At 32.5% G+C, this 22,969-nt stretch carries 19 protein-coding genes, 1 tRNA gene and 1 pseudogene; 7 read left to right on the forward strand and 14 right to left on the reverse strand.

The features are described from left to right. Window positions 1-5: 5 nt before the first annotated feature. The 4 genes from C7448_RS02025 (at window position 6) to C7448_RS02035 (ending at window position 2,889) form a co-directional block, all read left to right on the forward strand. Window positions 6-1,340 carry an MATE family efflux transporter gene (locus C7448_RS02025; RefSeq protein ID WP_115899688.1) on the forward strand — a complete coding sequence of 445 codons (1,335 nt, stop codon included), beginning with the start codon at window positions 6-8 and terminating at the stop codon, window positions 1,338-1,340. 21 nt (window positions 1,341-1,361) lie between these two features. Continuing rightward, window positions 1,362-2,129 carry an enoyl-CoA hydratase/isomerase family protein gene (locus tag C7448_RS02030; RefSeq protein WP_115899689.1) on the forward strand — a complete coding sequence of 256 codons (768 nt, stop codon included), beginning with the start codon at window positions 1,362-1,364 and terminating at the stop codon, window positions 2,127-2,129. 2 nt (window positions 2,130-2,131) lie between these two features. Next, window positions 2,132-2,305, forward strand: coding sequence for a hypothetical protein (locus tag C7448_RS15775; protein ID WP_170136991.1), 174 nt, complete (start codon window positions 2,132-2,134; stop codon window positions 2,303-2,305). Between the two features lie 134 nt (window positions 2,306-2,439). Then, a complete protein-coding gene (locus tag C7448_RS02035; RefSeq protein WP_115899690.1) occupies window positions 2,440-2,889 on the forward strand; it encodes a 6-pyruvoyl trahydropterin synthase family protein in 450 nt (149 codons plus the stop codon). Window positions 2,890-2,935: 46 nt separating this feature from the next. Here C7448_RS02035 and pth read toward each other — a convergent pair whose 3' ends face one another. The 3 genes from pth to C7448_RS02050 all read right to left on the reverse strand — a co-directional run bounded on the left by pth (window position 2,936) and on the right by C7448_RS02050 (window position 5,181). Beyond that, entirely contained in the window at window positions 2,936-3,502 is a 567-nt protein-coding gene (gene pth / locus C7448_RS02040; protein ID WP_115900115.1) for an aminoacyl-tRNA hydrolase, read from the reverse strand. A gap of 137 nt (window positions 3,503-3,639) precedes the next feature. After that, window positions 3,640-4,218 (reverse strand): 50S ribosomal protein L25/general stress protein Ctc, encoded by a 579-nt coding sequence (locus C7448_RS02045; RefSeq protein WP_115899691.1) that lies wholly within the window; start codon window positions 4,216-4,218, stop codon window positions 3,640-3,642. A gap of 21 nt (window positions 4,219-4,239) precedes the next feature. Continuing rightward, entirely contained in the window at window positions 4,240-5,181 is a 942-nt protein-coding gene (locus C7448_RS02050) for a ribose-phosphate pyrophosphokinase (protein WP_115899692.1), read from the reverse strand. A gap of 111 nt (window positions 5,182-5,292) precedes the next feature. Here C7448_RS02050 and C7448_RS02055 point away from each other — a divergent pair. Beyond that, window positions 5,293-5,376 (forward strand) — tRNA-Leu (locus C7448_RS02055). Window positions 5,377-5,414: 38 nt separating this feature from the next. Here the strand turns inward: C7448_RS02055 and C7448_RS02060 are convergent. The 5 genes and pseudogenes from C7448_RS02060 to moaA form a co-directional block, all read right to left on the reverse strand. Continuing rightward, a complete protein-coding gene (locus tag C7448_RS02060; RefSeq protein ID WP_115899693.1) occupies window positions 5,415-6,524 on the reverse strand; it encodes an NTP transferase domain-containing protein in 1,110 nt (369 codons plus the stop codon). Then, complete coding sequence (moaC, locus tag C7448_RS02065) at window positions 6,517-6,993, reverse strand: cyclic pyranopterin monophosphate synthase MoaC (RefSeq protein WP_115899694.1); 477 nt, start codon at window positions 6,991-6,993, stop codon at window positions 6,517-6,519. Before moaC ends, C7448_RS02060 begins: the two co-directional genes overlap by 8 nt. 164 nt (window positions 6,994-7,157) lie before the next feature. Further along, window positions 7,158-7,259 (reverse strand): annotated as a pseudogene (locus C7448_RS15965) (endonuclease); the annotation flags it as partial. 70 nt (window positions 7,260-7,329) lie between these two features. Continuing rightward, window positions 7,330-8,526: a molybdopterin molybdotransferase MoeA gene (locus C7448_RS02070; RefSeq protein ID WP_115899695.1), complete on the reverse strand. Its 1,197-nt coding sequence runs from the start codon at window positions 8,524-8,526 to the stop codon at window positions 7,330-7,332. Between the two features lie 76 nt (window positions 8,527-8,602). Beyond that, on the reverse strand, window positions 8,603-9,592 hold the full coding sequence (moaA, locus tag C7448_RS02075) for a GTP 3',8-cyclase MoaA (RefSeq protein WP_115899696.1): 990 nt from the start codon (window positions 9,590-9,592) through the stop codon (window positions 8,603-8,605). 66 nt (window positions 9,593-9,658) lie between these two features. On the opposite strand from moaA, the gene uvrC reads away from it, so the two are divergent. Continuing rightward, a complete protein-coding gene (uvrC, locus tag C7448_RS02080) occupies window positions 9,659-11,455 on the forward strand; it encodes an excinuclease ABC subunit UvrC (protein WP_115899697.1) in 1,797 nt (598 codons plus the stop codon). Further along, window positions 11,452-13,641, forward strand: coding sequence for a patatin-like phospholipase family protein (locus C7448_RS02085; RefSeq protein WP_115899698.1), 2,190 nt, complete (start codon window positions 11,452-11,454; stop codon window positions 13,639-13,641). Before uvrC ends, C7448_RS02085 begins: the two co-directional genes overlap by 4 nt. 58 nt (window positions 13,642-13,699) lie before the next feature. Here C7448_RS02085 and C7448_RS02090 read toward each other — a convergent pair whose 3' ends face one another. The 6 genes from C7448_RS02090 to C7448_RS02115 form a co-directional block, all read right to left on the reverse strand. Then, complete coding sequence (locus tag C7448_RS02090) at window positions 13,700-15,244, reverse strand: Rne/Rng family ribonuclease (RefSeq protein ID WP_115899699.1); 1,545 nt, start codon at window positions 15,242-15,244, stop codon at window positions 13,700-13,702. Window positions 15,245-15,536: 292 nt separating this feature from the next. Further along, entirely contained in the window at window positions 15,537-15,827 is a 291-nt protein-coding gene (locus C7448_RS02095) for an HU family DNA-binding protein (RefSeq protein ID WP_028891679.1), read from the reverse strand. A gap of 137 nt (window positions 15,828-15,964) precedes the next feature. Next, complete coding sequence (locus C7448_RS02100; RefSeq protein ID WP_115899700.1) at window positions 15,965-17,203, reverse strand: DUF4302 domain-containing protein; 1,239 nt, start codon at window positions 17,201-17,203, stop codon at window positions 15,965-15,967. Window positions 17,204-17,208: 5 nt separating this feature from the next. Beyond that, on the reverse strand, window positions 17,209-18,069 hold the full coding sequence (locus C7448_RS02105) for a substrate import-associated zinc metallohydrolase lipoprotein (RefSeq protein ID WP_115899701.1): 861 nt from the start codon (window positions 18,067-18,069) through the stop codon (window positions 17,209-17,211). A 10-nt stretch (window positions 18,070-18,079) separates the two neighbouring features. After that, entirely contained in the window at window positions 18,080-19,567 is a 1,488-nt protein-coding gene (locus C7448_RS02110; protein WP_115899702.1) for a RagB/SusD family nutrient uptake outer membrane protein, read from the reverse strand. Between the two features lie 12 nt (window positions 19,568-19,579). Next, complete coding sequence (locus C7448_RS02115) at window positions 19,580-22,915, reverse strand: SusC/RagA family TonB-linked outer membrane protein (RefSeq protein WP_115899703.1); 3,336 nt, start codon at window positions 22,913-22,915, stop codon at window positions 19,580-19,582. Window positions 22,916-22,969 lie beyond the last annotated feature (54 nt).

A 22,969-nucleotide genomic window follows, 5' to 3' on the forward strand; every position in this document is an offset into this window, starting at 1 on the left:
ACGTTTTGCAACACGACATTAGTTTTAAACATATAAACAAACTAGCAATGCCTGCCTTAATTGCAGGAGTTGCTGAACCTTTACTTTCTACCACTGACTTAGCGATTGTAGGTAATATTGAATACAATGCTACCGAAAGTATTGCAGCAATTGGTATTGTAGGAGCTTTTTTATCCATGTTAATTTGGGTGTTTGGGCAAACACGTAGTGGAATTTCTTCTATCGTTTCACAATATTTAGGTGCTAATAAACTTGATGAAATTAAAAACTTACCCGCACAAGCTATTGTTATTGTATTAGGGGTAAGTGCTCTTATTTTAGGAATTAGTTATCCTTTTGCCAAAGAAATTTTTGAATTATATAATGCTTCAGGAACCATTTTAGACTATTCTGTTGCGTATTATAAAATCCGTGTTTTTGGGTTTCCATTTACGCTTTTTACCATCGCTGTTTTTGGTACATTTAGAGGTTTACAAAATGCGTATTATCCAATGATCATTGCCTTGATTGGAACGTTTATTAATATTATACTAGATGTCGTTTTGGTTTACGGAGTAGAAGGTTTTGTTCCAGCTATGCATATTCAAGGGGCTGCCTATGCAAGTGTTGTTGCACAAGTTACGATGGCAATAATTTCTGCAGTATTATTATTAAAAAAGACGGATATTTCGTTAAAATTCAGCTTGCCATTTAATACTGAAATTCCAAAATTCATAGTAATGGTCTTAAACTTATTTGTGCGAACCATAGCGTTAAATGTAGCCTTATATTTTGGAACTTCTTATGCTACTGACTATGGAGATGCTTACATTGCAGCTTATACCATCGGATTCAATATATGGCTTATAGGCGCTTTTATGATTGATGGCTATTCTTCCGCAGGAAATATGTTGTCAGGAAAATTATTAGGAGCAAAAGCCTACAAAACCCTAGTTACCTTAGGAAATAGATTAATTACTTATGGTTTTCTTTTTGGGTTATTACTAGCCGCTGTCGGATTTGTTTTGTATCAATCTATAGGAAAAGTATTCACGAAAGAACCAGAGGTTTTAGAGCAGTTTTACGATACCTTTTGGATTATTTTACTCATGCAACCTGTATGTTCAATCGCCTTTATTTATGACGGAATGTTTAAAGGGATGGGAGAAATGAAGTATTTACGAAACGTTTTATTATTAGCAACAGGATTCGTATTCGTCCCAACCTTATTATTTTTTGATTTATTAGATTATAAACTGTATGCTATTTGGATTGCTTTTTTCCTGTGGATGATTGCTAGAGGAACTCCATTAATTATAAAGTTTAGAAGAAAGTTTTTACCACTTGCTCAAAAAACGTAATTTTGAGCAAACAACAAATAAATGACTACAACTAGAGAAAACGGAAGTTTATATACACATATTGAAAATAAGATTGCTACGGTTGAATTCGGGCACCCAGCTAGTAACTCTTTTCCAAGTGTGTTGTTAGAACGTTTAGCAAATGAGTTTGATAAGCTTTCAATTAATAATGAAGTTTCAGTAATTGTACTAAAATCAGAAGGAGATCGTGCTTTTTGTGCAGGTGCTTCTTTTGATGAATTGGTAGCAATTGATAATTTAGAAGATGGAAAAGCTTTTTTTTCAGGTTTTGCGAATGTTATTAATGCGATGCGTCGTTGTTCGAAACTAATTGTAGGAAGAGTTCAAGGAAAAACTGTGGGAGGCGGAGTTGGTTTAGCAGCCGCTTGTGATTATGTATTAGCTACGGAACACGCTTCTATTAAGCTTTCTGAATTTACAATAGGTATTGGTCCATTCGTAATTGCGCCTGCCGTAGAACGTAAAATTAGTGTAAGTGGATTAGCAGAATTAACCTTAGATGCTACGAGTTGGAAAAATGCATATTGGGCAAAAGAAAAAGGGTTGTATGCCCGTGTTTTTGAAACACAAAGTGAATTAGATAAAGAAGTTGCCATTTTATCAGAAAAACTGGCGTCATATAATCCTGAAGCATTGGCTGAAATGAAAAGAGCTTTATGGATTGGAACGGAACATTGGGAAGAACTCTTGATGGAAAGAGCAGAAACCTCAGGAAAATTAGTATTGTCTGAGTTTACCAAAAAAGCATTAGCCAAATTTAAGAAGTAAGAATGTTTTTAATTGAAGAAGAAAAAAGTTCTACAGCCTATAAAGTAGGATATGAAATAGGACAAAGGATAGCACATAATTCTTTCCTGGCTGTGTTACTCGGAGTGGTGGTTTCAGTAGGTTTTGTGTGGATATTAACAAAAGTTGTAAAACAAATTCGTAATTTTGGCGAATAAAAATAAAATAGTATGGGTGGAGATTATTTATTTGCCATTTTAGCAGCAGGTGTTGCAGTAGTTTATTTCTTTAATAAATATAGAGCAAACAAAAAATTTAAGAGAAAATAAGAGCCTTTTAAAAAGGAGAATATATGAGCAATATTAGAATTACCAAACAGTTTACTTTTGAAACTGGACACGCTTTGTACGGTTATGATGGAAAGTGTAAAAATGTTCACGGGCATAGTTACAAGCTTTCGGTTACCGTAATTGGTTCTCCAATTACAGATACTTCTAACGTTAAGTATGGAATGGTAATTGACTTTGGTGATTTAAAGAAAATCGTAAAAGAAGAAATTGTTGATGTGTTCGATCATGCTACGGTATTCAACAAAAATACACCTCATGTAGAGTTAGCCAAAGAGTTAAAAGACCGTGGGCACCATGTAATTTTGGTAGATTATCAACCCACAAGTGAAATGATGGTGATTGATTTTGCTAAGAAGATCCAAAGTAGACTTCCTAAAAGGATCAAATTACACGCTATTAAACTACAAGAAACAGATACTAGCTTTGCTGAGTGGTATGCTTCTGATAATTAACCAATAATTAGTTATCATTGATAATTGTTCTTTGGTAATTGATAGGTTATTTCCCGTTAAATTCATTCATAGTATTAGCTAAACCTGCCGTAATAAAAGAGGTTACAGCTTTTACAGAAAAAGGAATACGCTCAATCATCGCGCTTTCTTCATCAGAGTCCCATTCACCTAAAACGTAATCTACTTGACGCCCTTTGCTATATTCAGCTCCTACACCAAAGCGAAAACGTGGGTAGGCACCTGTATTAAACTTATCTTGGATGTCTTTTAGACCATTATGTCCGCCAGAACTACCTTTTCCTTTAATACGAATCTTTCCGAAATCAATATTTAAGTCATCGGTAATAATTAATAAGTTTTCAACTTGAATGTTTTCTTTTTGCATCCAGTATTTAACAGCTTTTCCACTTAAATTCATATAAGTGCTCGGTTTTAGAACGATAACTGTTTTACCTTTAATTTTAAGTTTAGCAATATCTCCTAGTTTTTCAGTCTCAAAAGAACTTTCATATTCTTTTACGAAAGCATCTACGATTTTAAAGCCGATATTATGACGTGTGTTGGCATATTTTTCACCAATATTACCTAAGCCTACAATTAAAAATTTCTTCATTGAATTGTTTTCTTTCTCTGTTAATTGTTTTGTAGAAAAACCAAATAATCTTTTCAAAAAAGTTGTAAAAATCATACACCAAAAATAAAAAAAGCGTTACACATGGTAACGCTTTTGTATGATTATAGTTTTGCTGTCTAAGCTTCTTCAGTTTCAGATGCTGCTTTAGCAGCATTACGAGACATACGAACTTGAGCAACTACTGTGTTGTCTGGGTGTAAGAATGTATAATTATCATTCTTTAATTTAGTAACATATAATTTATTACCAATTTCTAATTCAGTAATATCAGCTTCGATATAATCTGGTAAATTAGCTGGTAAAGCTTTTACTTTTAACTTACGTAAGTTGTGACGTAAAGCACCACCTACCATAACACCTTTAGAAGTTCCAACTAAACGAACAGGAATATCCATTGTCATAGCTTTGTCTTCAAATAATTGGTAGAAGTCTACATGTAAAATGCTATCGTGTACTGGGTGGAACTGTATATCTTGTAATACAGCATTGTATGTTACACCATCTAATTCAATCGTAGCAGTAAATACGTCTGGAGTATATACTAATGGCTTGAACGATTTTTCGTCAGCTGAAAAGTGTACTGGTTTGTCTCCTCCGTATAATACGCAAGGAACCTTTCCAGCATTACGTAAGGCTTTGGTTGCTTTTTTACCTACGCTTTCTCTTTGAGATCCTTTGATTGTAATTGATTTCATTACTTTGTTTATTAAATTTATTTACATTAAAAATTGATCACTAATTGATGTATTGTCTTGGACTTTATGCATCACATCAGCGAATAAAGTGGCGCAAGATACAACTTTTATTTTAGATACACTCTTCTTTAAGGGTATTGTATCTGAAACAATTAGCTCTGTTAATTGAGAGTTTTGAATTCTTTCGTAAGCATTGCCAGAAAGAATAGGGTGAGTACAGATGGCACGTACACTTTTTGCTCCTCTTTCCATCATTAAATCAGCAGCTTTAGTAAGAGTTCCTCCAGTATCAATCATGTCGTCTACAAGAATCACACTCTTACCTTCTACTTCACCAATAAGCTCCATATGAGCAATTACATTAGCTTTTTGACGCTGCTTATAACAAATAACTACATCACTTTCTAAATACTTAGAATAGGCATAGGCTCTTTTTGAACCTCCCATATCTGGAGATGCGATTGTTAAATTATCTAACTCTAAGCTTTCTACGTATGGTAAAAAGATAGTAGAAGCGAATAAATGATCTACTGGCTTTTCAAAGAATCCTTGAATTTGATCAGCATGTAAATCCATAGTCATAATCCTAGTTGCCCCAGCTGCTTCTAGTAGTTTTGCAACTAACTTGGCACCTATGGCTACACGAGGTTTATCTTTTCTGTCTTGACGTGCCCATCCAAAATATGGCATTACAGCCGTAATATGTCTTGCTGATGCACGCTTAGCAGCATCACACATTAATAGCATTTCCATTAAATTATCTGTTGAAGGAAAAGTAGATCCTATAAGAAAAACTCTACGTCCTCTAACCGATTCTTCAAAAGCAGGTTGAAATTCGCCATCGCTAAAATGTGTTGTTGTTAACTTTCCTAACTCAGTTCCATATGCGTTAGCGATTTCTTCTGCAAGTTCAACACTTTGTGAACAGGCAAAGACTTTTGGGCTTAATTGATTTGTAGCCATTTACAAAAAGGTATTTTTAGTTAGTGTTGTTGTCAAGGCAAAAATAAAACTATTTTAAGAGTTTAAAAGATATTTTAAATGAAATATTTTATAGATTTGCACTCTCCAAAAGCCAAAGTGGTGGAATTGGTAGACACGTCGGATTCAAAATCCGATGCTCGCAAGGGCGTGTGGGTTCGAGTCCCACCTTTGGTACTAAAAAGCACTTAAACTGAATTTAAGTGCTTTTTTAATTATGAGCTGATTTCTCTTTTGGCTTCTTTAAACTCTTCAGGAGTGTTAATGTTTCTAATAAGGATATCATCAACTTCAACAATTTCTACATCAGAGTTAATTAGCATTTTACGAGGACAAGAATACCCTTGGGCTAAATACTGAAGTAGTTTTCCGTAGGCCTTTGGCTCATAAATGGTAATTAATGGTTCAGGAAATTCTTTGTTTTTCCCTTTGATTGCTGTAGCAACTTTACTTGGGTTTCTTTTCTGTAAAAGGAGAGAAATAAGTTCTTTATTTACAAAAGGAACATCGGTTGCTAGTACCAACCAAGCTGTATTTGGGTTCTTTTGAAAAGCAGAACAAATACCCCCAAAAGGTCCTAAGTTTAAAAAGGTGTCGTGAATTTCATTTTCTTTTTCAGAAGGTTTTTGAACAGAAAAGAAAGTGTCTAAAGAGCAGTTTTCTAACAACTCTTTAGCGTATTGTTTTTGAGGTTTTCCAAAATAACTTAATTCTGATTTATCAGTGCCCATTCGAGTACTTTTCCCACCAACTAATATTAAACCTTTCACAGGAGCGATATATTCTTCAATCAAATTTTGAATATGCTGTGTAATTTCATCCACTTGGTCAATTGTGTAGCTAGTGATGTTTTTGATATTAGGAAAACGTTCTAACAAGCAATCAAAATATGTTGAACTTTCATTCAATTTAATTACAAACTGGATGTTTGTTAATTGTTCTAACCTCTTTTTTACAGAAGCTTCTTTTTCATCATCTAAAATCAAAATTTGTTTTGCTCCCTGATAATGGTTCCCATTAACAAATACAAAATCATGATTGTAAAACTGTAAGCGCTGTTCGTATTTGTTTACAATAGCAGTAGTATTTAGCTGTAAATTACCTTTATGATGAAAGGTGTATTCAGACAACATATTTTGCTCAACATCTTTAGCATGTGAAGCATCAAAATAGCCTAAATTATATTTTGATAATTTTTTTGAAACTTCATAAACTAAGTTAGCAATAATATCGCATTTGGTTCCTAAGATAGCTACTTCATTAGGAGCAAAATTATCATTATGCTTTTTAACAAGGTTTGTATGTTTGGTATGCTCCTTATCCATTTTTTATATCTGATTTTCCGCCTGTTTTTTCTACTAGCTTCACTTCTTGAATTACCATTTTTTGGTTGATGGCTTTGCACATATCGTAAATAGTTAAACAAGTAGCCGAAGCACCTGTAAGTGCTTCCATTTCTACACCAGTTTTTCCTTCTATGGTTACTTTACAAAAAACTTCAATATGTTCGTTATCTACAATATTAATATCAATATCCACTCCATTAATTAATAAAGGGTGACACATTGGGATGATATCAGAAGTTTTTTTTACAGCTTGAATTCCAGCAATAATAGCTGTTTGAAAAACAGGCCCTTTTTTAGTGATGAGTTCATCATTAGAAAAATGACTTATAATTTCTGAACCTAAAAACATGGTGGCTTTTGCAATGGCTGTACGTTTCGTGATTTTTTTATCAGAAACATTCACCATTTTAGGTTGATTTTGTTCGTTTATGTGTGAAAAGTTGCTCACTTTTTATAAGTTTTAAATATTGAGTTCTTGTCAGGTTTAGTTGTCACATCGAATGAATTTCGTTTTCGACAGAAAAAAGAAATTAGTATCGAGATGTATACTAGACTGGTTCTCGATACAGTTTCCACTCATTCCAATCGTGGAAACCACTCGAACAGACACTTTTACTTTTTAAAGTTCTTTTTTGCTAAGTTAGGAAGTTTTTCAAACTCATTATTTATAAGGGCTTCTTTTTTAGTTCTAGACCATTTTTTAATTTGTTTTTCTTATTCCAATCATGAAAACCACTTGAACTGACAAGATTATTTTTCATAATTAAAAACTCAACATTCAAAACTAAAAACTACGATACGTTAGTACCGGAAAAACATTTCCTTTTTTAAACCCTATTTCTTCAGTTTTTGGAAGCTCTATAAAACCATCTGCCTCAACCAAACTTGCTAAATCGCCCGAACCATTTCCTTGTATCGGAGTAGCGTAAATATGTCCGTTTTCCAAAGATAACTTTACTTGCATAAAACAAGTTAAATTGGGTTTGAAAGTAATGTCTTCAGCTAAAATTGCTGTTTGTGTTTCTTGTTGTACACCTACCGATTTATAATACCAAGGATAAAAATATACCATACAATTTACAAATGTTGAAACTGGATTTCCTGGAAAAGCAAATACATTGCACCCCTTAGTAGCACCAGCCCAAAAAGGTTTTCCAGGTCTTTGCAAAACTCTATGAAATAATTTCTGAACGCCTAGTTCGTCCAAAACTTCAGGTAAAAAGTCAAACTTTCCTTTGCTTACAGCACCGCTAAATAGAAGCACATCGTATTCTTTTAAGTAAGATTCTATTTTTTCTTTTAAAACTGATTTTTCATCGGTAATATGCGCTGTTTTTGCAGGGATTTTTAAATCGTTTAGTAAAGAAACTAAGGTATATACATTGCTTCTCCGGATTTGGTGGTCTAACGGATTTTCATTTACACCAACCAATTCATTACCTGTAGAAACAATCATCACTTTAGGTTGTTTGGTAACTTTTACAGTAGCTTTTCCAACGGTAGCTAATACTCCAATTTCAGCGGCGGAAATAATCGTATTCTTTTTTATTAGAACTGTACCTTTACTTTTATCGGAACCTTTTCTGTGAATGTTTTGCCCTTCTTTAGTTTCATCAACAGTAATAGTTGCTACTTGAGTGTTAATTTCAACATCTTCATAACGAATTACTGTGTCACAGTTGTTAGGTAATACTGCACCCGTCATTACTTCATAACAGTTGGCAGCATTATCTAGTGTTTGTTGTGGACTTCCAGCAGCTTGAATGCCTTCTATTTTAAAGTTACGAAGCCCTTGTTCAAAAAAAGGATGGTTAATAGCAATACCATCCATGGCCACTCGATTGAAGGGAGGAAAATCTCTGTCAGCAACAATATCTTCCTTTAAAACTCTTCCGGCAGATTTTAAAAAAGGAATTTCTTCAATACCAAAATCTTGTGTGCTTTCTAAAATTATATGTTTGGCTTTTTGTACTGTAATCATATGTTAAAGTGTAACTGTTAAATTATTAAAAAGTTTAATTGTTACATTTCCAAATTATCCAATTAATACATTGAAATTATCCTCCAATGGTACTCATACTTTCGGTTACGCTTCCTTTTCTATTTGCCTCGGCCACAAAACCATTTTCAGGTTTTTCTTTTATAAGCGATAAAAACAAGGCTTTTAAATCTTCATTACTCGCTCCGTTTCTAATAAAATCACGTAGGTTAAAAACACCATCATCAAATAAACAGTTCTTAAAAGTTCCAGTTGAGGTAATTCTAATTCTATTACAATCATTACAAATAGTACGAGTAAATGCAGGAATAATTCCTATCGTTCCTTTATGGTTTTCTATAGAAAAGTTTCTAGAAGTAGATGATTTTTTTGAGGGAAGCTCAGTAGGAGTAAATTCAGATTGTATCTTATTTAAAATTTTGTTATAGTTCCAAACCTCTTCTGCGTTTCGTTGTCCTTTACCATTAAAAGGCATTTCTTCAATAAAACGTACAGTAATGTTTTTATCTTTAGTGAGCTGTACAAAATCGTTAATTTCATCAGTATTAAATCCAGATTGTACAACTACATTCAGCTTCAAATTCAACGAACTTTTTTCTAATAACTCAAACGTTTTATATACTTCTGGGAAAACATCTCTACGAGTAATTTTAGCAAACTTTTCAGGATGTAAACTGTCAATGCTTAAATTAATGTTTTTTACCTTTTTAAGCTTTTCTATTGTTTTAATGTGTTTAGAAATGAGCGCTCCGTTAGTGGTAATGTTTATATCATCTAACAAATCATTATAAGACAACATTTCTAAAAAAGAGACAAAATCTTTTCTTACAAAAGGCTCACCACCTGTTAAGCGAATTTTGTTTACACCTAACTCAGTAAGTACTCGAATTATTCGGTACATTTCTTTATAGGTAAGTAGCTCTTTTCTTGGCACAATATCAATTCCTTGAGCAGGCATGCAATATTGACAACGTAAGTTACAGCGATCGGTTACCGCCAATCTAACATAGTTAATTTGTCTGCCAAAATTATCGATAAGTGTACTCATATTGTAAAGGTAGTAAAACTAATAAAGATACCCTTTTTAAACTTAAAAAAATCGTATTTTCGTTGTATGCCAACACCGCTCGAGCTTCAAATAAAAACACTGCCAAATTCACCAGGAGTTTATCAATATTTTGATAAAGAAGATGTGATTATTTATGTTGGAAAAGCAAAAAATTTAAAGAAGCGAGTTTCGTCTTATTTTACTAAGAATCATGAAAATGGAAAAACACGAGTTTTAGTAAAAAAAATTGTTCGGATAGAACATGTGGTGGTAGATACTGAAACGGATGCGTTACTGCTTGAAAATAATCTGATTAAAAAATATAAACCACGATACAATGTGTTATTGAAGGATGATAAGTCATACCCGTGGATTTGTATTAAAAAAGAACGCTTTCCACGTATATTTTCTACGCGACGAGTTGTAAAAGATGGATCAGAGTATTTTGGACCATATACTAATATGCGAACGGTACATGCGTTGTTGGATTTGATTAAAGAGTTGTACCCGTTACGAACGTGTAATTACGACTTAAGTCAGGAAAAAATTGATACGGATAAATACAAAGTTTGTTTAGAGTATCATTTAGGAAACTGTAAAGGACCTTGTGAAGGATATCAAACGGAAGAAGATTATTTAGAAGATGTTAGAGCAATTCGAAATATCATTAAAGGAAATTTTAAAGAGAGTTTACAGCAGTTTGAAAAAATAATGCTTGACTTTGCTGTTGATATGCGATTTGAAGAAGCACAAAAAATTAAAGAAAAATTAGCGTCTTTACAAAACTATCAAGCCAAATCAACAATTGTGAATCCTTCCATTAACAATGTGGATGTATTTTCGATCATTTCTGATGATTCTCACGGATATGCGAACTTTTTTAAGTTAATGAACGGTTCAATAGTGCAATCTTACACTACAGAGATTAAGAAAAAATTAGAAGAAACCAACAAGGAACTGTTAGAGTTGTTTATTGTTGAAACTCGACAACGTTTTAATTCGTTATCAAGAGAAATATTTGTTCCGTTTAAAGTGAATGTAGGCAAGGATATCAAAGTAACGATACCAAAATTAGGAGACAAAAAGCGCATTGTTGAATTGTCTGAACGTAATGCAAAGTTTTACCGTCAAGAACAGTTTAAGCAAATAAAAATTGTAGATCCTGATCGTCATGTAAAAAGAATCATGACACAAATGCAAAAAGACTTGCGATTAGGAAAAGAGCCAAGACATATTGAGTGTTTTGATAACTCAAACATACAAGGAACAAATCCTGTTGCTGCGTGTGTGGTTTTTAAAGACGGAAAGCCAAGTAAAAAAGACTACCGCCATTTTAATATTAAAACAGTTGAAGGTCCTGATGATTTTGCTTCGATGGAAGAAGTGGTATATAGAAGATATAAGAGGTTATTGGAAGAAGAACAGTCGTTACCACAGTTAATAGTTATTGATGGAGGAAAAGGACAGTTATCCTCCGCTTTAAAAAGTTTAGATGCTTTAGAGTTAAGAGGTAAAATAGCTATTATTGGTATTGCAAAAAGATTGGAGGAGATTTTTTACCCTGGAGATCCAGTTCCTCTGTATTTAGATAAAAAATCAGAAACACTTAAAATAATTCAGTATTTACGTAATGAAGCACATCGTTTTGGAATTACTTTCCATAGAAACAAACGAAGTAAAAGTGCGATACAATCTGAATTAGAACAAATTCCTGACATAGGAAAACAAACTATTACTAACTTACTACGTAAGTTTAAATCAGCCAAAAGAGTAAAAGCAGCTACTTTTGAAGAATTAAAAGAAGTAGTTGGAAATACCAGAGCTCAAAAAATATACAAACACTATCAAAAAAAGGGGAAATGAAAAAGTTGCTAATTTTATTATTACTACCAACATTTATGTTGGCACAAGACCAACCTAAAGTAGGATTGGTATTAAGCGGAGGAGGTGCAAAAGGGATTGCACATATAGGGATTTTAAAAGAGCTTGAAAAAGCAGGTGTACAAATAGATTATATCGGAGGTACAAGCATGGGGGCTATCGTCGGAGGTTTGTATGCTTCAGGTTACACTGCCGAACAAATTGAAGAAGCTGTTCTTAAAACAGACTTTATTGACTTATTACAAGATAAAGTTTCTAGAAGGCAAAAACCTTTTTTTAGTAAAGAACATGGAGAGAAATATGCTATTTCTTTGCCAATAAAAAAAGGTAACTTAGGGTTACCTTTAGGTTTATCTAAAGGACAGAATGTGTTAAATTTCCTGACAGAATTGTTAGCTCCAGTTGATGAGGTTACGGATTTTTCTAAATTACCAATACCTTTTTATTGTATAGGAACAAATATTGAAACTGGCAAAGAAGAAGTGTTAGAAAGTGGTTCGTTACCTCTTGCTCTTAGGGCAAGTGCTGCCTTTCCTTCATTATTAAATCCGGTAGATATTGATGGTAAGTTGTTAGTTGATGGAGGAGTGGTTAACAATTTCCCTGTAGATGTAATGAAAAAGAAAGGTGTAGATATAGTTATTGGTGTAAGCGTACAAGGAGAACTCTTAAAAAGAGATGAATTAACTTCTATAGCATCTTTACTAATGCAAATAATTAATTTTCAAATGTACCAGAAATCAGATGAGCAGGTTGAATTATTAGATATTTATATAAGACCTAATGTGATTGATTATAGCGTTATCTCATTTGATGCTAAGAAGGAAATTTTAGCGCAAGGAGAAAAAGTAGCTAAAACATATAGAGTAGTTTTTGATAGCATAGCAAAGATGCAACCTAAAAAAAATACAACATCAAAAATATCACCTAAAGGAAAAAGGTTTTTAGTTGATAGAATTATTATAAAAGGAAATAAAAACTATACAAACAATTATATTTTAGGAAAGTTACAGTTACGTGAAGGAGATAGTGTATCGTATAAAGAAATTTCTAAAAAAATTAATACGTTAACAGCTTCAAAAAATTTTAAAAGAATAGACTATCATTTTGAGAAGTCTTTTGAAGGAAAAAAATTAGAGCTAACAGTTAAAGAAGAAAAAATACAATCTTTTTTACGATTAGGCTTACACTATGATTTGCTATATAAATCAGCAGTGTTATTAAACTACAATCATAAAAAAATGCTTTTTCAGAATGATGAGTTTTCTTTGGATGTAGGTGTAGGAGATAAAATTAGGTATAATCTTGAGTATTTTGTTGATAATGGTTTGTTACCAAGTTATGGCTTCAGAACAAGGTACAATGTATTTAACAGTGATTTTATACATGATACAGGACTCATAAATGGGAGGTATAGAGATTTTTCAAACTCATTATACCTACAAACAACATTTGATAAAAAATTTGCAATAGGTATAGGAGCAGAGCATAAAAACATTAATGCAAGCACACAAAATATTTCAGCAGAAGGTAAAGAGGACTTTTTTGACAATAGTAACTACATAAACACCTTTGCATTTTTAAAGTTAGACACCTACGATAAAGAAATGTTTCCTAAGAAGGGCTTCTATGCAGACATAGGATTTAAATGGTTCTTATGGTCTGATAGAGATAATCGGTTAGATAAATTAATAGAAAATAGTGAGCCCTTTCATCAGTTTTCTCAATTGGGAGGAACTTTAGGGTTTGCAACAACTTTTTATGATAAGTTAACATTTCAATACACTTCACAAGTAGGGTATACACTAGGGAGAAAATCGTTTGAAATATTTGATTATCACTTAGGAGGTTACAATCAAAATTATATTAATAACTTTATTCCAATGTATGGATATGATACAGGGGGGTTAAATAATCAGTCTTATTTAAGATCAGAGTTTAACTTTCGTTATAAAGTTTATAAAAAGCATTATGCTATGTTTATAGCTAATTACGCACGTGTAGAAGAAGATATATTTGAAGATGGAGATTTATTTAAGAATACGAAGTCTGGATATGCAGTAGGGTACAGTGTAGAAACATTTTTAGGCCCCATAGAGTTAAAATATACATGGTCACCAGACCACTCAGAGCATTATTGGTTGTTTAACCTTGGTTTTTGGTTTTAAGAGATAAAAAAATCCCGTATCGTTTCGATACGGGATTTTATTTCATAATAAGATTGCCTTACTTACTTTTTTTATTCTTTTTTAAATAGAACTTATATTGCAAGTATTGGTAAGCATCTCTAGGTAATATTTTAATCCACTTTTTGTGTTGAACAAACCATTTAAAACGGATTGAATTAACGCCTTTTGTTAAATAAGCAGCTATAAAAGGATGTACATTTAATGTGATTTCCTTATATTTTTTACCGCTATTAAGTATGCGTTCTAATTCAGCTTCTATTTTGTCTAATAACACAATAGGAGCTTCAACCTCTCCATCTTTATTTGGGTTTGGTTCACGTGTTTTTATCTCTAATTCAGGTCGTACACGTTGTCTTGTAATTTGAACTAAACCAAATTTACTTGGAGGTAAAATTTTATGTTTAGTACGATCAAAAGACATTGCTTCTTTCAAATGTTGATATAATTTCTGTCTATTCTCAGCAGACTTCATATCTATAAAGTCAACAACAATAATTCCGCCCATATCTCGTAACTGTAACTGACGAGCTATTTCACTGGCTGCAATTAAATTGACTTCTAAAGCAGTTTCTTCTTGGTTTAAGGATTTGTTAGAACGGTTACCACTATTTACATCTATAACATGTAAAGCTTCGGTGTGTTCAATAACTAAATAAGCTCCTTTACTCATTGAAACTGTTTTACCAAACGATGTTTTAATTTGTCTTTCAATACCGTATTTTTCAAAAATAGGTACATCAGAACGGTGGAGTCTTACGATATTTTCCTTTTCAGGATATATTTCTTGTAAGTATTCTTTTATTTCAACCTTTAAGGTTTCATCGTTGGTTACTATACTTGTAAAAGAATCATTCATAACATCTCTTAAGATAGAAGATGCTCTGTTTAATTCACTTAATATTTTTGTTGGTGTATTGTTATTAGCAATGCGTTTACACATTGTTTTCCAACGGTCAAGTGAGTTTTGTAAATCTTTGTCAAGTTCTGCTACCTTTTTACCTTCAGCAACAGTACGTAAAATAAGACCAAACCCTTTAGGTTTGATGCTTTTTGCTAATTTTTTTAAACGCTCCTTTTCTTTCGGATCTGCTATTTTCTGTGATACCGATATACGGTTAGAAAAAGGAACTAAAACTAAAAACCTACCTGCAATAGAAAGTTCCGAACTAATACGCGGACCTTTGGTAGATATAGGTTCTTTTACAATTTGTACTAATAAATTTTGACCTGATTTTAGTACATCATTAATACTTCCATCTTTGTTGATGTCTTCTTCAAAGCGAAAGTTTTTTAAAGTGAATTCTTTATAATTACCTGTGCTTACTTTCTTAATGAATTTATTTAAAGATTGCACTTGAGGACCTAAATCGTGGTAGTGTAAAAAACCATCTTTAGGATATCCAACATTTACAAAAGCAGCATTTAAACCAGTCATAACTTTTCCTATTTTAGCTAGAAAAATATCACCAACTGAGAAATTGTTGTCGCTTGTTTCTTTGTTTAACTCAATAAGTTTACCATCTCTTAGTAAGGCGAAATCAATATCAGAAGAATTGGAACGAATTATTAATTCTGTTTTCATTCTGAATATGGTTTTGTGCCAACGTAAAATTACGCAGACGGATTAAAATTTGTAAACAGGTATATGTTTATACCATTTTTAAGGTGTTAAAACCTTAATGTCAATGAACATAGCTTATAAAAGCAACGAAAAAGTAAGCTACTGCTTACTTTTTCTTATGACGGTTTGCTCTTGCTCTTTTCTTTCTTTTGTGTGTAGAGATCTTAGCTCTCTTTCTTTTTTTACCACTCGGCATAGTTAAAATGTTTTGTAAAACCTTTTAAATAAAGGTCTTGGGTTAATAATTTTTTAATTACTTAACAGCTACTTTTGTCTTCACTCCTTCAGTAAACACTTTAGAAGGTTTGAAAGCAGGTATATTGTGTGCAGGAATCTTGATAGTTGTATTCTTAGAAATATTTCTACCAGTTTTTTCTGCTCTTGTTTTAATGATGAAGCTACCAAAACCTCTTAAATATACATTATCCCCATTCTCTAATGCATCTTTTACTTCGTCCATAAATGCTTCAACAGTTGCCAAAACATCCGCTTTTTCAATTCCACTTTTATCTGAAATCTTAGATACGATATCTGCTTTTGTCATTATAAATATATTTTTGTTTGTTTTCTTTAAAAAATTGAGGGTGCAAATATATGATAATTAATTCATTCCGGAAAAAATAAGAATAAAAAACCCAAAAAACAATTGTTTTTTGGGTAAGTTTAATGAGAACAAGGTTTTTATTTGACTATTGTAAATACAAAGTCTGGGTCACCATCACTTGTTAAAATGGCAGTATCGGGATTAACTAATTGGACTTTATAAGGAGACTTATCAACTAATAAATCAACTAATGGGTTTAAATGTGGTAATAAGCTCCAGTTTCTACCAGGGGCTAATTTACCTATGGCTAATAAATCTTTGTTACCTAAAACACCAGAAAATGACATACCGTGTACTCCAGAAGTAGATCCTATTAAGAAGGTAATTTCACCGCCTCCAATAAGATATATATCATTTAATGGAAAAGGAGGAAATAATGAGTCATGAATAGGTTTTACTGTATTAAAAGTATCAATAAACTCTTGATTGCTAAAGGCAGGTCTAGCTGCTGTAGTCCAAGTAAGAGACATGTCGATGGGACTAGAAACTAAAGATATTGAAAAGTTACCGTCAATAGAGGTGTATTTATTTTCTGTTTCGTTTAATATAAATTCAGAATATTTCGTCCCATTAACGTCAATTGCTGGTGAAATTTCGATACCACTAGACGTGAAACCTACTCCAAAGTCCAACGAAGAATTACCTTCAAGGTTTGTAGCAAACCTTATTTCATCGTTTCCGATATAAGAAAAATTGTGAACAGTTCCATTATTTTCATAAGCTAAATGCCCAGAAGAACTATTAAGGAAATCTTTCATGTCTTGATACTTCTGAAAATCTGCCCAATCTTCTGCTGTAGCTTTTTTAAATCTTACTTCAACAAAATCTCTAGAAGTTCTAAAAACAATTTCATCGTTTTCAACACCGTAGTACATAAAGTTAAAATCACCTTTGTAACCACTACCGCCAAAGTTAGGCAATGGAGCTGAGTTACCTGAATCTGATAATTCATGAAGCTCACTTTTTGTTGTGAAAATTAAAGTTGTTGTAGTGTTTAAACCTATGGTATATTCACTTTCAACTGGTGAAATATTATTATTAAAGTTACCTATTGTTCTAACTTTAGATTCGTCTAAAAAATCAAACAAGAAAGTATATCCTCCTAGGTTATTATTATCAGTAAAGTATACTGTTTTCCATCCGTATTCTGAAGAAAGAAGTAAATCTCTTAATTCTTTCTCTCTTTGATTCATACGTTCGGTTGGCGATTGATTAAATAACTCTTCTTCTTTATTTTCATTACAAGATGTAATAAAAAGAGATAGAGTAAATAAAGCCAAAAGCACACGTATTTTAGTTATATGTTTTTTTACCATTTTAATTATTTAGTGAATTCATCAACATTTTTTGCTACTAACTCTTGTAGTTCATACAAGTCTATATTAAAATTATCTTTGTAGTATTTAACTACAATAGCTTCCTTTTTTCTGATATCTTCTTTTGCTTTAGTGCTTGTAATACCGTTTACTTTTGCATCATAATCTGCTTTGTTTGAAGATAGCATAGCGTTTATCATTTCAGCAAAATCTTCATGTTCGTTTGCTCTTGCATAAGCAGAAATAAACCCTAATTCTCTAGCCTCAGCATCAGATATTTCAAACCACTGACCTGTGTAATCAGATGGAGTAATGTTTCTATAAGCTATCTCATCAAAGGGGATTCTTTGGTTTAAAATATGTATATATTCATGTTGAATTGTTCCGATGAATTGAATTAATTGATTTTTATCTTTATAATCTTGATTATCTACTTCAAAAAAAACAATTCGCATTCCGCTTTCTGCTAAACCTAGAACAGAAGTTGCTCCACCTGGGTTTATGTTTTGTCCACCCACTAAGAGAATTTCTCTTGGTGCTATATTTTTAATAAAGTTTTCACCTCCTAATTGCGAGTAAGGTTCAACCCAAACAGCTTTAATAGCCTCCATTGCAGGTTTAACATTTTCTATCTTTGGTGGGTGTAAATACCTGTTTAAATCAACTTTTCCAGGTCCCCATTTGTAAGAAACCTCTATGTTATAGGGTGTAGTATAATTATCTCGTAACCATTTGTCGGTTTCATTCAGTACAGGTGTAGAGGCATCTATATTACTTGAACCTAAATCTTCCTCCTTTGTTGTGCATGATGAGCAAATTAATCCCAGCATGCCAATACCTAATAATAATTTGTTTATTTTTTTCATACTGTTTGTTTTATCTTGGGTTTTGCTGTAAACCTCCGCTTTGAGCTGTTAAAGGTATTTGTAATTGTTTTCTTAAATCTTGTTTTTCAAGCACAATATCTGAACCATTATCTAGTTCGTGTGTAATGCTTAGGTTAAAACGTCTTACATCGAACCAACGGAAACCTTCATGGTAAAACTGTCTTCTTTTAAACTCAGCTATAGCTTTAATAAAAGAGGTTTGCTTATCGTTTAAGCCATAAGCTGGTGTGTACTCATTAGCAATAACAGGATATTCTGACTGAATTAAGCTTTCTGTTAGTATATCAGTGTTAGGGTCATAGGTTATTGTTTTGTTTCCTATATAGGCGTTTAAGTAATTTAAGGCTTCATTAAAATTTTCTAGCATAACAGATGCTTCTGCTCTATTTAGTATTACTTCGTCTTTATCAAACATTGTTTGTGCTAAATAAGGTAAACCTATACCAGCACTTTCATTTGTATACTTAAAATATTCGTTATATTTTGGAGTGAAATAAGTGTACTGATTAGATCTATATGTATCATACGCCCAATTTTTATTGAAAGGGTTTGATGCTCCAGTGAATAATTGAGGTCTTATTTTATCTACCGACAACCCAAATCGTGAAGATCTATGTCTTCTTGCCCATATTGAGTTTGTAGAAATAATTAATAAATTGGCAGGCTCATCAACACTATTGTATAGCATTCTTACTCCTGTTAAATTCATATTTCCGTAAGCAACCATATCTCTAGCTTCAGAAGCAGGATTGGTAACTACTCTATCTGCATGTTTAATTACTTTGTTCCATTGACCTTTGTATAAATAAAACCTTGCAGCAAAGGCATTAGCAGCATCTTTAGTAAAATGGAATTTAGGAGAGCTATAGTTGTCACCAACCATTGAAAGTCCTTCAATTAAATCTTTCTCAATTAAATCATATACTTCTTGAACAGTATTTCTTTTGTAGGTTTTGAAAAGAACAGTTTCAGGTTCTAATACGTAAGGGATTCCTAAGTCAGTAGAAGCTGTTGTCACATCATAATGTTTAGCCCAAAAATTAACTAACATAAAATGAGCATATGCTCTAGCAATTAAAGCTTCTCCTTTTTGTGTACTTAAGTCAAACTTATTTTTTAATTCTTCAATAGAAGCTAAAGCTTGGTTTGCTTGTGAAATCGCCTCATAACAAGAGTTCCAATAGTTAACAGGTGAGCCTCTTTCTTCTAAATTAGAGTCTTGCCACTGGTATAGTTGTAAATCTAATTGTTCGACACTTGAGATATTACCTTTATCATCAGCATTATCAGACATTATTTCTGCCATCAGTGCATAATCTTGATCTGGATATGCTGCTGTAATTAATTGAGAAACTTTATCAGGAGAATCAATTAATGTTCTGTTATCTGGTAATTCAGATAAATACTCACTACACCCTACAAAAGCAAAGGCTAATGTAGCATATAGTATAACATTGTTTATTTTATTTTTAATCATACTATTATTTTATTAAAATCCTAAGTTTAAAGAGAAAGTATATTGCCTTGTAATTGGTAATGCAACTCCGCCTGTTTGGAAGAATTCTGGGTCTTGACCGTTAAGTTTAGAGTCAGAATATAATAAAAACAAGTTTGTTCCTTGAAATTTAACTTTTAAATGTGAAAGTCCTAGTTTTTCAACTAATTCATTATTGAATTTATATCCTAATGAAATGTTTTTCATACGTAAAAAATCTCCATCAGCTACTCGCTCTGTTGAATAATTATATGCATTGTAAACAGTTCTTAAGTTGGTGTTTCTTTGAAAAGCAGAAGGGTCTGGTACTACAGGGATGTTGGTTATATTCTCATCACCTGGATTAAGCCATCTATTTACATGACTTTTTGAAAAGATACTTGTATCAGAATAAGTTGAACTAAACATAGGGTTTAATCTCACCTTATTTCCTCCGCTACCGGTTATTAAGACCCCTAAATCCCAATTTTTATAGGTGAAATTATTTGAAAACCCAACCGAAATATTAGGGTTTACGGAACCTTCATGTTTTAAATAATCTGTTAAGTTTTCGTTGTTTTGAAAGTCTAATACAGAAGCTACTTCACCGTCCTTGTTTGTAAATTGAGGTAAACCTTCATTATTTAAACCTGCAAATTGAAAAGAAAACATAGAGTTAATAGGATAGCCTACAACATTACCTCCAGTTTGATCTACTAAATCAAAAGCAATAGGTGTATTGTCTAGTTTTGTAATTTCTTGATCAAAATATGAGAAGTTAATGTTAGAAGACCATGTAAAGTTGTCAGTTACTATGTTTTTAGTGTCTAGTGTAAATTCTATACCATAAGTTTCAACATCTGCGTTATTTCCTTGTTTTATAAATTGCCCACCGATACCAGAAGTTCTTACAAAGTCAATATTGTCAAAAATATCTCTTTTGTAAACATCTGTTATTAAGTTAATTCTGTTGTTAAATAACCCTAAATCAACACCAACATTTAATTCGTATTGTTTCTCCCATGTTAATTCAGAGTTTTGTAGAGCAGATATATTTAAAAAATTCTCTCTATCAGCAGGTAGTAATCTGTCTGCTATTTGACTTGTAAAAATAGCTAATGCATTTGTTGCATTCCCAGGAGTTGCTACTAAACCATATGAAGATCTAAACTGTAGATTGCTAATAGTATTTGAATTTTCTAAGAAAGATTCCTTGCTAGCATTCCATTTAGCACTAACAGTTCCTGTAGGTAGCCATCTTGAGCTACTACTACGTCCTTGCCTGTTAGATCCGTCGTATCTTCCTGTTAAAGAGAAAACATATTTATCATCATAAGAATAAGTTGCTTTACCAAAGAAGGCAACTGTTCTTTCTCTTTCTTTGGTTAATCCAAAATAAGCATCGCCTCCATTTATTAGTTTTTCAAGAATTCTAGGGTCTGTAAATGCTGTTAAACCATTATCGTATTGTAATCCATATCCTGTAAATCTGTCTGAGTTTCTATTTACAAACCTTATTTCCTGTCCTAATAAAGCATTAAAGTTATGTTTTTCATTAAAGGTATTATCGTACTTAAAGCTATTTCTAGCATAAAATGTTGTTAAGTAGTCATCATTTTTAAAATAGATACCACCGTTTGGTAAAACCGAAACAGGTAATGCATCAGGATCTGTAGGGTCTTGATATAAGAATATATTATCGTCTCTTAAAACAGTTGAAGAATCAGCATTGTAAGCTCTTACAACGTTTGAATTCTCTCTTACATTATGCTCTCTTACAGTATTAACAAAACGACCAGCTCCATTAAAATCATAGGTAATATTGTCTGTTATTTTATAGGAAGCATCTAATTGGAATCGAATATCTCTTTGATTAATATCAATAGAATTGTTTGCTAGTTCTTCTAATATATTAAAGTCAGCCCAGTTATTTCTATAATATTCATACCCACCAGCGTCGTTGTACGGTCTAAGTGTTCTAGAGGTGTTTAGTGCGTAACTAAAAGGGTTGATATCAAACTCACGAGAGATGTCTCCTGTAACAGGATCTGATTCTCTGCTGAATGTACCAGGGGCTTTTTGTTTTCTTATAGATGCGTTTACGGCAAAAGTAGCATTGAATTTATCAGAAAAGTAAAATGTGTTTTTTAAATTAGTTGTAAAACGAGTTACTTTATCAGCGATGGTCCATCCTGGATCATGTAAAAGGCTTACTGATGCGTAGTAAGAATTACTTTCACTACCTCCAGAAAGACTTAAAGAGTGGTTTTGCATTAAAGAACTATTTCTAAATAATGTTTTAAACCAATTAGTGTTGGCTAGCTCATATTTACGTAAAAAAGCCTCTCTGGCTTCAGGAGTGTTTCCTAATTCAAACATTCCAGTAGACTCGTTATAGTTGTCTAAGGCAGTAGCCCTGATGTAATAAACGCCACCATACCTACCTCTAGAAACACTAGGTAGTTGGAAAAAACCTCTACTTTCATTTTCTCTAAAAATAGCCATACTTTCTTTTGAGTTTAACAAATCAAAATTACTATATGAAGGTATGTCACGTATTGTTTGCTCTAGGTTGTAGTTTAGTTTTAATGGGGAATCTTTTCTTCCGGATTTAGTAGTTATTACTACTACACCGTTTCTAGCTCTTGCACCATAAATAGATGTTGCAGAAGCATCTTTTAAAATATCTATTTTTTTTATGTCATTGGCGTTTATACCAGCTATAGATGAGCTAATCAAAGTTGAAGGATCTCCTGATGTTAATTGATCTAAGTCTTGTTCTATCACATCTTCTTGTACCACACCATCAATTACATATAAAGGTGTGTTGTTCCCAAAGATAGAAGAAGAGCCTCTAATGGTGATGTTTGGGGCAGTACCAAAAGTCCCAGAAAGGTTTTGGATATTGACCCCTGCAACTCTACCTTCTAACATTCGAGTTACATCTACAACCCCGTCTATTTTTAAATCATCGATTCCAACAGAAATAGCTGATCCAGTAAAGGTTTTTTTGTTTATTTTGTCATAACCAGTAGCGATAACTTCTATTTCGTTAAGAATATTAGAATCATCTTCCAATATTAAATTAATGACGGTTTGGTTTTGCACCTTTACCTCAGTAGTTTTTTTACCAACAAACCTGAAGACAAGTACATCTCCTTGGTTTACTTTTATGGTATAGTTCCCATCAAAATCTGTGTCTGTTCCTTTGGTTGTGTTCTTGATTAAAACAGTAACGCCGGGTAGAGGACCAGTAGTGTCGGAAACTGTACCAGAAATACTTTTTTCTTGAGCATAGGTTATTCGCCCAAGTAACACTATAAATAGTGTTAGCATGAATTTAGATTTCATTAATTAAATTATTTAAATTAGTACCCAGGAAAAATAATTTTTCCCCCTTCATTA

Source organism: Tenacibaculum gallaicum (assembly GCF_003387615.1).
GTDB lineage: Bacteria > Bacteroidota > Bacteroidia > Flavobacteriales > Flavobacteriaceae > Polaribacter > Polaribacter gallaicus.

What these genes read in the sequence shown, in the direction of transcription:
- C7448_RS02045 (WP_115899691.1), bottom strand. Translation starts at nt 4,218, where the DNA reads ATGAAATCAATTACAATCAAAGGATCTCAAAGAGAAAGCGTAGGTAAA.
- C7448_RS02115 (WP_115899703.1), bottom strand. Translation starts at nt 22,915, where the DNA reads ATGAAATCTAAATTCATGCTAACACTATTTATAGTGTTACTTGGGCGA.
- uvrC (WP_115899697.1), top strand. Translation starts at nt 9,659, where the DNA reads ATGCCAACACCGCTCGAGCTTCAAATAAAAACACTGCCAAATTCACCA.
- C7448_RS02030 (WP_115899689.1), top strand. Translation starts at nt 1,362, where the DNA reads ATGACTACAACTAGAGAAAACGGAAGTTTATATACACATATTGAAAAT.
- C7448_RS15775 (WP_170136991.1), top strand. Translation starts at nt 2,132, where the DNA reads ATGTTTTTAATTGAAGAAGAAAAAAGTTCTACAGCCTATAAAGTAGGA.
- pth (WP_115900115.1), bottom strand. Translation starts at nt 3,502, where the DNA reads ATGAAGAAATTTTTAATTGTAGGCTTAGGTAATATTGGTGAAAAATAT.
- C7448_RS02090 (WP_115899699.1), bottom strand. Translation starts at nt 15,244, where the DNA reads ATGAAAACAGAATTAATAATTCGTTCCAATTCTTCTGATATTGATTTC.
- C7448_RS02095 (WP_028891679.1), bottom strand. Translation starts at nt 15,827, where the DNA reads ATGACAAAAGCAGATATCGTATCTAAGATTTCAGATAAAAGTGGAATT.
- C7448_RS02035 (WP_115899690.1), top strand. Translation starts at nt 2,440, where the DNA reads ATGAGCAATATTAGAATTACCAAACAGTTTACTTTTGAAACTGGACAC.
- moaA (WP_115899696.1), bottom strand. Translation starts at nt 9,592, where the DNA reads ATGAGTACACTTATCGATAATTTTGGCAGACAAATTAACTATGTTAGA.
- C7448_RS02060 (WP_115899693.1), bottom strand. Translation starts at nt 6,524, where the DNA reads ATGGATAAGGAGCATACCAAACATACAAACCTTGTTAAAAAGCATAAT.
- C7448_RS02110 (WP_115899702.1), bottom strand. Translation starts at nt 19,567, where the DNA reads ATGATTAAAAATAAAATAAACAATGTTATACTATATGCTACATTAGCC.
- C7448_RS02070 (WP_115899695.1), bottom strand. Translation starts at nt 8,526, where the DNA reads ATGATTACAGTACAAAAAGCCAAACATATAATTTTAGAAAGCACACAA.
- C7448_RS02050 (WP_115899692.1), bottom strand. Translation starts at nt 5,181, where the DNA reads ATGGCTACAAATCAATTAAGCCCAAAAGTCTTTGCCTGTTCACAAAGT.
- C7448_RS02100 (WP_115899700.1), bottom strand. Translation starts at nt 17,203, where the DNA reads ATGGTAAAAAAACATATAACTAAAATACGTGTGCTTTTGGCTTTATTT.
- C7448_RS02085 (WP_115899698.1), top strand. Translation starts at nt 11,452, where the DNA reads ATGAAAAAGTTGCTAATTTTATTATTACTACCAACATTTATGTTGGCA.
- C7448_RS02105 (WP_115899701.1), bottom strand. Translation starts at nt 18,069, where the DNA reads ATGAAAAAAATAAACAAATTATTATTAGGTATTGGCATGCTGGGATTA.